At 45.2% G+C, this 12,923-nt stretch carries 10 protein-coding genes and 1 tRNA gene; 6 read left to right on the top strand and 5 right to left on the bottom strand.

Annotated features, from left to right (window positions below):
* Window positions 1–465: 465 nt before the first annotated feature.
* Window positions 466–1,290 (bottom strand): hypothetical protein, encoded by an 825-nt coding sequence (locus ACOJS8_RS03185; protein ID WP_420147082.1) that lies wholly within the window; start codon window positions 1,288–1,290, stop codon window positions 466–468.
* Between the two features lie 703 nt (window positions 1,291–1,993).
* On the opposite strand from ACOJS8_RS03185, the gene ACOJS8_RS03180 reads away from it, so the two are divergent.
* Window positions 1,994–3,505: a DUF4832 domain-containing protein gene (locus tag ACOJS8_RS03180; protein ID WP_420147081.1), complete on the top strand. Its 1,512-nt coding sequence runs from the start codon at window positions 1,994–1,996 to the stop codon at window positions 3,503–3,505.
* 153 nt (window positions 3,506–3,658) lie between these two features.
* Here ACOJS8_RS03180 and ACOJS8_RS03175 read toward each other — a convergent pair whose 3' ends face one another.
* Together ACOJS8_RS03175 and ACOJS8_RS03170 are read right to left on the bottom strand one after the other, a co-directional pair.
* The gene (locus ACOJS8_RS03175) at window positions 3,659–4,522 is read right to left on the bottom strand and encodes a hypothetical protein (RefSeq protein ID WP_420147080.1); all 864 of its coding nucleotides are present in this window, start codon (window positions 4,520–4,522) and stop codon (window positions 3,659–3,661) included.
* Window positions 4,523–4,529: 7 nt separating this feature from the next.
* On the bottom strand, window positions 4,530–5,468 hold the full coding sequence (locus ACOJS8_RS03170) for a tail fiber domain-containing protein (RefSeq protein WP_420147079.1): 939 nt from the start codon (window positions 5,466–5,468) through the stop codon (window positions 4,530–4,532).
* Between the two features lie 392 nt (window positions 5,469–5,860).
* On the opposite strand from ACOJS8_RS03170, the gene ACOJS8_RS03165 reads away from it, so the two are divergent.
* From ACOJS8_RS03165 to ACOJS8_RS03155, 3 genes are all read left to right on the top strand, one after another.
* Entirely contained in the window at window positions 5,861–6,202 is a 342-nt protein-coding gene (locus ACOJS8_RS03165) for a hypothetical protein (protein ID WP_420147078.1), read from the top strand.
* Between the two features lie 445 nt (window positions 6,203–6,647).
* A complete protein-coding gene (locus ACOJS8_RS03160; RefSeq protein WP_420147077.1) occupies window positions 6,648–7,241 on the top strand; it encodes a response regulator in 594 nt (197 codons plus the stop codon).
* 10 nt (window positions 7,242–7,251) lie between these two features.
* On the top strand, window positions 7,252–7,791 hold the full coding sequence (locus tag ACOJS8_RS03155) for a hypothetical protein (protein WP_420147076.1): 540 nt from the start codon (window positions 7,252–7,254) through the stop codon (window positions 7,789–7,791).
* A 104-nt stretch (window positions 7,792–7,895) separates the two neighbouring features.
* Here the strand turns inward: ACOJS8_RS03155 and ACOJS8_RS03150 are convergent, their stop codons facing one another.
* Entirely contained in the window at window positions 7,896–8,792 is an 897-nt protein-coding gene (locus ACOJS8_RS03150) for an alpha/beta hydrolase (protein ID WP_420147075.1), read from the bottom strand.
* A gap of 866 nt (window positions 8,793–9,658) precedes the next feature.
* Between ACOJS8_RS03150 and ACOJS8_RS03145 the strand changes: the two genes are divergently transcribed.
* A complete protein-coding gene (locus ACOJS8_RS03145) occupies window positions 9,659–11,617 on the top strand; it encodes a sensor histidine kinase (RefSeq protein WP_420147074.1) in 1,959 nt (652 codons plus the stop codon).
* Between the two features lie 363 nt (window positions 11,618–11,980).
* Here ACOJS8_RS03145 and ACOJS8_RS03140 read toward each other — a convergent pair.
* A tRNA-Leu gene (locus ACOJS8_RS03140) sits at window positions 11,981–12,062 on the bottom strand.
* A 151-nt stretch (window positions 12,063–12,213) separates the two neighbouring features.
* Between ACOJS8_RS03140 and ACOJS8_RS03135 the strand changes: the two genes are divergently transcribed.
* Window positions 12,214–12,633, top strand: a complete 420-nt coding sequence (locus tag ACOJS8_RS03135) for a DUF3127 domain-containing protein (protein WP_420147073.1) — start codon at window positions 12,214–12,216, stop codon at window positions 12,631–12,633.
* The last annotated feature ends 290 nt before the right edge of the window (window positions 12,634–12,923 follow it).

Here is a 12,923-nt window from a genome sequence, read left to right as displayed (position 1 = left end):
TCATTTGGGTTGACGGGCAGCATCACGCCCGGTGCCACATCGGGGACGTTGACGATGACGAGTGTGATTGCTCCTTACAGTGGAGGGGAGGAGAAGATCACCAACAACACGGACGCGGACAAAATCGATTTCTTCCAGAAGTAAAGTCCACGGTTTTTTCTGTCTGGAACCAGAGGAGTTTAGAGTACTAGGTGCCTCTGGTGTTGTAAACGTTTAATCAGTCAGACTTTGGACCGTTATTGATTAGGAACGACGAACCGAGATTGTTCAGGAGATTGATCAGTTTAATTAATCGAAGCTAAAACAAATAAAAAAGGACTGCATAGATTATGCAGTCCTTTTTTATTTGTGCTCTTGTTTGGATGATTTACCAGAATGAATTGTGCTGCTTTGGTATGTATTAACGTGATGTTCTAGAAACTACTCTATAATTCGCAGATCTTGCTGATTAGAAAGGCATGTCTGCTACTGTCCAAAATAGGTGATCTTGTCAACATCCACGTTGTTGGTCACCCTAAGCTCCCCTCCGCTGGAAGGACTGATGGTGGCCCCCACCGAGTAAATGCCCGAGGTGCCACCTGGGGTTAGCTTGACCAGCAACCCAAAGCTGAGTGAGCCTCCGCCTTCAACGCCTGCCGCTGTGGAGAGAATGTAATAGTCGGGATTGGAGTCGTCCAGGTTCCAGGCACTGTTGGCTACCGGGCGGCCACCTACCGACTGAGCCGTGGCGTCAAACTGCACCTGTGCATAAGTGTTTTTGTTGATATAGGCGGTAATCTTACGGCCAGGATTAGTCGGTGAGCCATTGAGTTCAAACACGTCCACCACAATTGAGAAGGTGGAGGAGCCATACTGTATTGTAGGTGTTACGTAAACGACAGGAGTTAGGTCAGGCGCGGGTTTGACGGTTATGGTAGCCGAGTTGTTGGTGCTCAGCTGAAGTGTGCAGCCTTTGACGGTTATGGACGTAAGGGTGACCACATGAACGCCCACCGAGGAAAGGGCCGCTTTGATTGCTTCAAATTTAAAAGGATTCAGCACCTTGCCGGAAGAGTCGCTTGTGGCAGTAACAGGGTCCTGAACAACTCCGTCGATAGAATACGTAAAGGTTTGGCTTGCGTTAGGGAGTAAACCCGTGATGGTGGACGTAAGCGATTCGGGATTCCCCTGATAGATTTCGGCGGGCTCATAGGTGATTGAACCGAAGGTAGGTGTGATGCAATCAAGAGAAGCGGTGCCTGGGCCGAATTCAGCAACAGAGCTAAGTGGTTTCTTATGATTGTGTGACAAAGAGCCTCTATTAATTGAGTAGGCCCATGATGAAAAGCTGGTTAATAGCATCACCCAAACGGTAAGGGCTACAACTTGACGGAAACCGAAAATGCGTTCAGCTGATAATAGTAGGATCTGGTAGAATTTGATCATGATAAACGGAAAAAGAGAATTTAATACGTATTAAAAACAAATTAAGATAGTTTCTAAAGTAGTAATATGATTGCAGTGATACATATTCATATTAAATAATAAATGAGTATATGTACTTATAATATTATGGCACATACTCTAATCGCTGATGTGGTATGGTAGACTAAAAGTAACCCTGTGCGTATAATATGCAATGAGAAAATATCTTTTTTTGTGAAAAAATCTATTAAATATCACTTTATATAAAAAACATCATATTTTGAGTAGGAAGTTTTATGCGTATGTGTAATTATACTTAAGTAATTGTGGTACGTAACAATATAAGTCGAAATTGTTCATTTTGCCACAGCACGTAGTACGTCGGGCCTAATTGATCCAGAATTATAATGGCGAACGCCCACGTTTATCACATTAATACTACCGGGTGGTCAGTCATCTCCACGTTAATTAAACAATTCAATCAATCGCCTTGTAGAGAGTAGAGTGCGTTATTTTCAGTCAGTGTAACGTTTAGCATCAACTGGCAGTGCTCAACAAAAGTGTTGTCATAGCCTAGCTCATCAAATCCGTGAACAACCTCTCTAAGTACGTTATTTTGTATGTCCTGTTGGTTGGGCTTCAACCCTGCCTGGCTCAAACGAGACGAATTGTGTACCAGGAAAGTCTTCAGGATTTTCCTAATCCGGAACGAGGGTTCTATATTCCATTCGGCACCAGTACTGAAGATTTTAAACCGCTGGACAAAGCTGTTTTAATTAATTATCGACGTCAGCCTCAGCAAACGACCAAAGCCAACTATTCGTTTTTTTGTTCCTTGATTTACCGGGCTTACCGACTCGAGCGCTTTAAGAACGGACCCATCGACACTGGCTTTCTACAGAAGATTCAGGATGATTTTAATACAGCCCGGTTGGCGGGCGTCAAGCTGATTTTACGTTTTTCATATACTGATAAAACTCATTCCGGCAATTGCCCAGACGAATACAAAATCTGTCCGCCCTACGGTGATGCGAGCAAGAAAGTGGTGTTGTCTCATATTGCGCAGCTCAAACCTCTGTTACAGACAAACGCGGATATCATTGCGGTTTTACAGATGGGATTCATTGGTATATGGGGTGAGAACTACTATACTGATTATTTTGGGGACGCTTCCCTCAATCAGCTTGGTGTAGTTCCCGACAGGAGCTGGCAAGACCGCAACCAGGTGCTGGGGGCCTTGCTCCAGGCGCTGCCCAAAGATCGGATGGTGCAAGTTCGCACTCCCCAGATTAAACAACGGTTTGTACAGGGGCCGCGCGCTGCAGTCACTACGTCGCCCATGAGCGCAAACCAGGCTTTCAGTCAGTCGAATGTAGCGCGTATCGGGTTTCATAATGACTGCTTCCTGGCGAGCGCTGACGACTACGGTACCTTTTACGACTATGGTAATTCTGTCTCAAAACGTGGCCCTTCAAATGAAATCCTTCGGCGGTATTTTGAACAGGACAGCCGCTATACAGCTGTCGGGGGAGAAACATGCGATGATGCGTTCAGCCCCCAAAACGATTGTGCTCCCGTGGGGCGGGCCGAACAGGAAATGGCCGCCATGCACTATAGCTATCTGAATGCATCCTACAATAATTCGGTCAATAACGATTGGCAAACCGATGGCTGCATGGCGCAAATCCGTCGGAATCTGGGCTATCGCTTCGTACTGAAAGAAGCAAGCTTTCCTCAGAAAGCTCGGCCCGGGCAGAACTTCACTTGTCAAATCGACCTAATAAATGTGGGATATGCCTCACCGTATAATCCTCGTCCCCTCCAAGTTGTGCTACGTCACATAACAACAAAAGCGGTGAGGGTTTTAGCCAGTAAAACTGATATCCGAAAATGGTTGAGCGGTCCGATTCGATGGCAGGAGTCGTTTATATTACCCACCGATTTACAACCTGGTCAATACGAGGTGTTATTGAATTTGCCCGATGCTTATAGCTCACTGGCGCATCGTTCCGAGTACAGCATTCGTCTGGCCAACGAAACGGTATGGGAAGCGGCTACGGGCTACAATAGTTTAAAACATACGTTGGTTGTCGAACCGTAGAGAGGTGAGGGTTTTAGGAACGTATTGACTCAGGTGCTGATAGTTTACAGAATTGGATTTATGTTGTAGCCCCAGTTAGAACGCTGGACAAAAGAAAAGCCTACCCTCGGGTAAGCTTTTCTTAGGCTAGATCTTCAGCTGACGTACTGAATCTCACTGCTGGAAGAACTCCAGTTTGTCGGCATCCGAATTATTCAGCAGATACACTTCGCTGCCACTGCCTGGTCCTACCACTGTGCTAAAGACAATATTACCCGATGTGGCACCTGGAGTCAAGCTGCCCGTTAAGCCAAAAGAGAGCACATCTCCGGCCGCTATCGAATAATTGGTGGTCAACACATAATAGTCCTCATCCGAATCGCCATCAAAAATCCATACACTATTCTGCACTGGACGACCACCCACCTGCGTAACCCTGGCTGACAAACTCAAACTAACCTTGATATCTTTGGTCAGCTTGACAGTAATGGGGCCATGAGTGGGGGCGCCGTTAAGCTCAAAAACATCCACCACCACACTGATGGGTTTGGTTCCTCCCACTGTCGAAGGGCGAGCATAGAGGGTTGGTGTCAGATCTGACTGAGCCGAAGCGGTTATAACCCGCAGATTCTGATTGGTTACCGGGCTCGATACGTAATGAGTCGAGGTGTTGACCGAAGTCGACGTAGCATAGGTCAATGGGCCATTAGCCGATGAACTATAGGCAAGCTTCAAACCGTACTCTGCGTAGCCATTCAGTTCAGAAGGCAGGTAGAATAGCCCCACTGTGCCCGAGAAAAGCAGGGGAGCACTCAACTGATAGAGTCGGTTAATGCCGGGATAGTTTGCCAGTGGAGTGCTGGTCCGCTGGATGGTGTTGTTCGCTATAGTTAAATTAGCTGAAGGGAGGAGAGTAAGTCCATCTGTGGAAAAAGGAGTACCCGCCAAAATGGTCATGCCGTTGTTGCCCATCGAGAGTTGGGCGGTGGCCAGCTTCAGGCTAGCCAGCAAAGCTACCAGGGTTAGAAAGGTTCGCACGGTTAGCTTAAGGTTTGAAAGTAAGTGATTTGCCGGTGGCTTGCTGTTCAAGTAAGGCTTCAATTTTATTTAGTCGGGCATGAGTCTGGGTTTTCAGGGCCGCGTTTTCCGACAGAAGGGTCTTGTTGTCGGCTTTCAACTGCTCGATCTCTTTAATCAGCGCCTGAATAGCAATTAGATTCACTCCATCGAAATCGGCCTGATTGATGGATTTATCTTCACCAATAATTCCTAGTTCGTCGTGGCCGAAGGCAGCAAAAAAATCCTGGGCCATTGGACCGTAGTGACGAGATTGCCTTGCATCCTGACCTTTATCGTTCCAGGAGCCCAGCCGCATTCTGGCAATCTTTCGCAAAAAAGCAGATCCGTCAGCAACCCGGAAATTCTCTTTGCGCGTTGAGTCAGAAATGATCTGCCAGGCGTTGCCCCCGCTACTTAATTTTACCCCCGTTGCCGACGTCTGAACATCATTGGAGGTATACAGCATGTATCCATTGCCAAAGCGCATGGTCATCTGATTGCCAGCGGTGCTGTTATAGACGTAACCTCCATAATCACCAATAATAAAAGAGCCCGGATAGTTATTGGTTGACACATTATTACCCAGTGCGGTCGAATTGTTGCCACTGGCGGTGACGCGGAAGCCAATAGCGAACGTATTGGCATTATTGGCCAGAACGTTGTAGCCAATTCCGAAAGAGCGAATGCCTATCTGAGTATCGTCCCACTGATCAGCATCAATGCTACCCACCCGGAAGGCTGTTTTACTAGGAGACCAAATGAGTTTTGTCCCCAATCCGGAAACGTCCTGTCCAAACAGGACGTTTCGGCCATCAGCGACATTAAAATAAGCTTTTGGGTTGGTCGTGCCAACGCCCACCTGAGCCATTGTGTAAGACGTAGTTAGCGTTAAAATAGCCAGAATTTTAAATAATGTTTTTTTCATGAGTAAATTGGTTATTAAGCAAGGAAACAGGCCGTGTGGCCCTCTTCAAAAGTCATCAATTAAGCCCGGAATAACCTTCTATTTTGAGCAACCGGTTAAAAAGCCTTCAAACATAACCGAGTTTATGGCAGTCCTTGTAAACGCTTGCTGTTTATTAAAAGTGAATTCTGAGAGCTTAACTCATAAGTCGTAGTTTCGACTCAATGCCGTAACAGAGGAGAGAAAGAATTTACTAGTCAGGAAAGCCACTTGCGGAGCTGGCTGTGTATCAGATTGGCATTCTTATTAGCTATATACCGCATAATTAATATGTTAATTTAATCTTTCATTGCTCGGGATATTTTAATACTTATGCTTTTTTGCTTGTTGAATACGTTATAAAAAGTTTTCGAATGGAAGAAGAGGTATACACTCCCGGTACTGATAATCCTGCATACGTACTTGCCAGCTGGCTAAAGGCAGTTCAGGATCTTTATGGCCAATATGATCAGCTTAGTACCTATATCCAGCAACTTAAAACGAATAAGCAGGCTGTCGGCACTGATCCACTAATTACCTTACAAATTACTTTACAAACCGAGTTTGAGCGACTACTACAGGAAATGGATCAACTCACTACGTTGCCAGGGCGGTCCGTTGACGAAAACTACCAGAAGCTACTGGATCATACAACCAGGCTCAAGTATCTGAGTGAGCAGGTAAAAACCAAACTAGGTGCTAAAAGGAAATTCTAACGGTTTTAAGGTCTGCCCGGAGGATTCTCCAGCCTGCTCAATTCAGGAGTCAGCTTTAATGCCGCTTTTCAGATTTCTGATCCGTTGTTACTAACTGAGTTCTTAACAGTAATACGTTTATCAGGGTGAACTAACGTATCATGTACTGAACCTCTTAAAACCTACAGCTAAAGCGATGTTTTATCCGAAGAGGTGAGTTTTTTGCTTCTTAGCACTACGTAGCAACGCCTGAGAGTGTGAGTTGGGTGAAGGCTGATTGGTGAGTGGGCTACAGCCCAAGGGAAGGCCAATCTTATAATCAATCTGTTAATAACTTCTACTCTGAGTTAATAGTGTAGTAGCAGTATGGCCGTATCCTAACTAATATTAGCTAAATAGCAAAAATATGAGAACCTATTGTTGTCATTGCTACACCTAGGATAAAAGCAGATTATTCCCGCGAATCATGACTAAGCTACACGTTCAGAACCAGACTGATAGGCCAGACCGTATTCAATTCGAACGGTTAATGGCTCAGTATCGGGCCCGTGTGAAAGAAGCTAGCTATTTGTGGCTTGGACAGCCAACGATAAGTATGGAAACAGTAGTACAGAACAGAATAGAAAAACCAACTATTCTAGTCATAGAAGATAATGTCGATGATTGGTTTCTGATACGCTTTGGTTTGCTACGGCAGTTTAAGGATGTAGAATGCGTCTGGCACTCGGTTGGTAGTCAGGTGCTGCCCTTTCTGGAGCAATGCAATACAAGCGAAAAAAGTCTTCCTCGTTTTATACTGCTCGACCTGTATCTGCCCAGTGCCGATGCAGGTTTACACATTTTACAGACAATAAAAGCCCATCCGCTTTACCAGCCTATCCCTGTTGTTGTCTTTAGTCACTCGGCAGATCCTAATGATATCGCCCAGGTTTTTGTGTATTCGCCTGATGCTTACGTCATTAAACCAACTCAACAAAATGAATGGCTGACGATATTTTCGGAGTTTGAACCGTATTGGACTAAATCCGAGCTGGGTAGGCTACCCACTTCCCATGATTAAAAAAAGAGCTATGATAACGCTTCATATTCAATCCATTGACCAGCAAGGGCAGCAGCGGAATTTTCATTGTAAAGTGAATCGGCTGGAAGAAGCCCTGAACGCGCTGAGTGCTATTGCCTTGAGCGATAATCACCTTCTGGAGGCCTATATAGTTGAGAATGGGCACTGTACTTACCTACCTCTTCAGGCTTTTGATGGAGAAGACCTGGGAAAGGCTGTTCTGGAGTTACAAGCTCAGTGGGAGAAAATATTAGCTCCTGGTACGCCCCCGGCAAAATCTCCCTCAAATCTGACACCCCATGAACGAATACTGATCTGGGTGGAGCAATACGAAACCGTGCTGATGGGGTATGATCGTGATATTGCCAGGTTGGAAACGCTCATGGTTCAGGCCCACGAACAGTTGAAAGAAGGTTCATCCAAGGATAGCCTGCTTCGCCATTATCACACACTCGCCACTCAGCAACACCGATTGAGGGCTAATGCTCAGGCCCGGCAGCATAAATATATAAAAAAGCTGGCAAGCTTAAAGCTCAACTGTTTAGAATGAATTTTCTCGCCCTGTCGCCAATTGTGCAGCTCTTTGGATTTGAAAGTTCAACATTATAGCCTGGGAGCAACACCTGCAATAAAGGGTGCTCCCAGGCCATAGGATTAATACGTCGGATTTGCGTCTACCAGGTAGGTTTTGAACCAGCTGAGTGTGCCTGAGGTGATTTCCTTGAAATAGGGGGATAAATCATGACCTCCAGCTGTCGACTGAAACACCACCGGAACCCGATTGGCCTGACAGACCTTGTAGAGCTGCTGAGCATATTCATACTTTATTCCCGGATCGTTCACTCCATGAATCATCCGTAAAGGCTTCGCACCCGGACCGATCAGAGTTGGATCAGTCAGCCCAGCCATCTCCACGATGGTCGAGATAGCCGTGCTTTGTGTTGGGGCGGCACTGTTCGTCTTCCGCTGGTTTTTCTGATCAAAATTGACCGACATGGCTGTTACACCTCCGGCCGAGTAGCCCATAACCGCAATCCTTCCTTTATCGATCCGTAGGTTTGCTGCATTGGCACGCAACCAGCGGATGGCTCCAAAGGCGTCTTCTTTGGCATTATCCACCGTAGCCACAAAAATAGGATCGGTTAGGCTCTCTCTCATTTTTTTGGTCGACAGGCGGTAGTTAATCGAGACGGCTACATAGCCATACTGGGCGTATAGATTAGCATAGTTGGCCATTTGGGATTTGTCTCCGCTGGTAAAGCCTCCCCCATGAATCAGCACAATAACGGGTCTGGCCTGAAAAGCATCGTTGGCGGGCTGATAGATATCCAAATGCTGGGTTTGATACTGACCCTGATCATTTAGCGATTTGCCATAGGCCACATTTAAGGTTTTCTGAACCGAAGAAGTGACAAGGCTAACGTAGCGTTGGGCAGCCACCCGGGCCTGAGCGGTAGGTAAGCTTGTTGCTTGTGGAGTTGGGGTTGATTCGGGAGAGCTACACTGAGCGAAGAGGCCCATCAGGCCGGCAAGCATAAGAGGTTTGTTCATTGTTTAACTTTATTATAGAGGATAAAACGTGGTAAAGCGCGGTATTAAACATTCGAGCAGTACCTGTTCGCAACGAAAAAAAACACTACTGCTAGTGTAATTTGGGTGTTGCTGAAAAGGGTTACTACGTCGGGAAGACGTAGCAAGCAGCTCATGATAAGCGTGTGGAGTGCCTGAAGCTGAGGCTTTTATAGACGGGCGCGTATTTACCAGGATGAATTGGTAAAGTCAGCTAGATTCGCAGAGGTGTGGATTGTACCCGTTAGTAATTGCAAAATTAGTTAACAGATAAGTATTATTATAAATTTATATTTAACTATTTAAAGAAGAAGTAATATAAATCTAATTTTTTCTCCTAAAAAGCATAATCATTTTAAAATTTGATCGGCCATAGGGTACGCGAGATATTGTAAATAGTATAGACGCAACACATCGATTTGTTGTTGCTTTCCGGTTAACGTACTATACTTTTTAAACAGCCTTTTGTAGATTTATCAGGCCGATTCAACAGGCAAATCACTCCAGTCAAAGTAGTAATAAACAGTCAGTAAATACCAGTTTCTTTTGAGGATAGCGATCAACCAGGAAAGTAATTACAGGCTTCCATGAACATAGTTGTAATCATAAAAATCGTCTGAAACACACCCTACTTACGACTCATCAAGTTGTACTACGGGTAGTGCAATCGCCTTAGACAACGAAATTTCGGTCTGCCGTTGCGATCGTCCGCGTCTACAGTACGTTCAATAGAACTACATATGTATGGAATAAAAATAGTAACAGTTATAGGGGGCAATAGGTTGAAATTTTTCTTGATTATCCTTACTCTACTCGTATATCTATGTCCTGGCTTAGGAAATGCTCAAATGAGCAAGAGTCTTTATTGGCGGCTGCCTGATACGCTCCGGCCGGCAGATCGGTATCATTTGACAATCTCTGAGGTACAAAAAATTAATAAGCACCTATTCGAAGTTGAGGGCCTCAGCGAGGAAAACATTGACGAAACGGACAGGCTGTGTCATCTTTTTGCTCCACGCTATAAAGAAATTGCGGATGACCGCAACAGGCAGGACTTTCTGTACTTTGTCTGCAATTACCTTTACAATAGCTACGCAACGCACACAAGCAATAAAACTACGTTGCGAGGACAAAACCCTGTGTACGAATCACCACACACACAAAGTGGTATCCGGTATTGCAATCTATACCTGAAAGAATATTCGGCCCGGCCCCTGCGCCATCCTATCTGGATGGGAAATGTGTTGATGTTTAAATCACATTTTCAAATGGAAGACAACCGCTACGTAGAGGCTTATTATACGCTACAGGAGCTTCGAGACATCACGAATAGCCAGGATATGCTACCTACAAGAGTGCTCGCCTACAATGCTCTTTCGTTTATGTTTGAAAGTCTTTCGCTTGCCGATCAGGCTTTGATCTATTCCGATAGCTCTCTCGCTACGTTGAGCCGTGCATCGACAAACCTTGCATGGGTAAAAGCACAAACTGCAAATACGGTGCAGTCCAGACAAAATCTTTTCCTGGAAAAGTATCGGGCTACCGGGCAAAGACAGTTCATCGATAGTATTTATAAAATACATGACAGGCTAAAATCAACTATACATAAGGATACCCGTCTGTTTGTTTCAACATCTTATGTCAACATTGCCCAGTACACGTATTTGCAAAAGCAATATGAAAGCACCCTTGCCCATCTTGACAGTGCAGTATCTTTTTACAAGGATATCGCCAATACGGCAATAGGCGAACAGTTTATTGTAATGCGTGGACTAAGCCTTCTGCGGCTTGGCAGGGAAGCGGAGGCTATGGCTGTTTTGCGTACGTTGCATTTCAATGTCAGCACAGGCTTTGCGTTACTTGCCGCACTGGAAAAACTTTACCTGTACGAGCTAAGGAAAGGCAATAATGAACAGGCACTTCATTACCAGAATCTGATCATGAAGTTTAAGGACAGAAGGCACAAACTGGAAATGCAGGGAAAGTCCTTAGAAATGGAACAGTTATATAAGGCGAAGGCCAGAGATAACCAAATCGCCCTTTTGAAACAGCAACAAATACGAAATGGCTTTCTGGCGCTCTTTGCAATTTTTGGGATTCTTCTGGCTCTGCTGATCATGTTCGCTCGCTACCGCTCTGGCAAACGGAAAATCAAAGAACTGGTTCAGAAAGTGGATGAGGTTATGCAAATGCAATTGGCACAGGTTGAGATTGCGCGCGAGACAGAGCGAAAAGTAATCGGTCAACAACTGCACGACGATCTGTCGTCATCAATGGCTGCAACGCTACTGTATTTAAGGATGAGGTCCGCAGATATGACGGACTCAAAGGAAAAAGAACAAGCCTTTGCAATCGCTAACTTGCTGGAAGAAAGCTATATCAAGACAAGGGGAAAATCGCACGAACTTTATCTTGAAAATGATTCGTCTGATTTTTGGCTTCGGCTTTCGCAACAGATAGAGTTGTTATTTTCAGGAACCAGCATCAGTTTCGATTTTAATGGTGACATCAACGGAGCCATTTTAACACCTGCCATGAGATCTACCCTGGTTATGATTCTTCGGGAAGCTATCATGAACATCATCAGGCATTCGCGGGCGAGTAAGGCGCAAATATTGCTCTATTACGAGCAGAATTTTCTTGTACTCGAAGTAAGCGATAACGGAAGGGGATTTTCAGTGGATGGAATACAAAAGAACGCAGGATATAAATCGCTCAATGAGCGCGTTACTAAGCTTCGTGGAAGCATCATATTTTCCTCCGCGTATCAGAGCGGGACAAAGATCGTCGTGAAAATTCCTGTGTAGCATACGGTTCGCCAAACGATGGCTCCGGCAAAACCTGTACAAACACGATCTGCCTGCTTGGTAAAATGCTAACCTAGAAATAGTACTATTGCTGACGTGGAAGAACCCCTGTAAATGAACATCTCATTTGCGTACAAGCTTCTCTCATGGCGACGGTCAGAGGCCGTAGTTGATGCCCTATTGTTTGTGAAGTTGTCGTTGGCTTATTTCGATAAAAGGGAAGTTTTCAGGAGCGATGTTCAGGTATAGCAGGCAGTAATAATCCGTTTATATTGATCAAAAATGTCTGCCATCTTTTTGCCATTACTACTTCTGCAAAAACAAAAAATGCCCAAACCAAGCTGATTTGAGCGTTTTTTAGAGTGACCACGGGGAGACTCGAACTCCCATGCCGTGAAGCACCACCCCCTCAAGATGGCGTGTCTACCAGTTTCACCACGTGGCCAATTCTGTAATTGAGGTGCAAATATAGCCGGTCGGTTGCCGTTTGTCAAATTGCCTCAGAAATCTTTTACTTTTTTAGCAGCAGAAGCCCCAAAAATGAAGAAATTTTTGTACTTTTATCTTTCTAAATTAACAGTAAAAGACCAGAAATAATGGCATTCGAAGTAGTCGGAAAACTCATTAAAGTACTTCCCGAAGTAACAGGTCAGGGGAAGAACGGACCTTGGAATAAGCAGGATTTTGTTCTCGAAACTCTTGATAGTCAATATCCTAAAAAGGTGTGTATGTCAATCTGGGGTGAAAAAGCGAACGACCTGAAGCAGTTTGCCGATGGGGATATGCTGAAAGCTACCTTTAGTGCCGAGTCGCGCGAGTACAATGATCGCTGGTATACAGAGCTACGTGCTTTTCGTTTAGAACTGGCCGAGGGCGAAGGCGGATCAGGCTATGCCACACCATCCCGTCCTGCGGCCGCATCGCAGCCACAGTCGCGTCCGGCCCAGCAAAGCCAGCCATCTACTATGTCCTTTAATGCCGCCTTTGAAGAAGAGAGCAACGATCTGCCGTTTTAATATGTTTGAAAAAAGAAGGGAAGCAAGGATTGTACAATCCTTGCTTCCCTTCTTTTTTGCCTGTTAGCTTTTTGAACGATACGTTCTACAACGAGGAAGTTATGATTAGATTATAGGTCGTACTAGCTACTTATTTCCTTGCCATCATCTCGCCATATCGTTAGCCTGCTTTTCTGTCTTGTACCTTTGTATTCACAGGCACAAGCGACCCTGTCAGACACGCTCCGTCGGGCTGATTCATTATTTGCTGCGGGGAATAAAAGCCAGGCTGCTCAATTGTATGAAATGAC

This window comes from Spirosoma sp., from assembly GCF_048594605.1.
GTDB lineage: Bacteria > Bacteroidota > Bacteroidia > Cytophagales > Spirosomataceae > Spirosoma.
The sequence above is the reverse complement of the archived record's forward strand: the minus strand, read 5'-3'. Positions and strand labels throughout refer to the sequence as shown.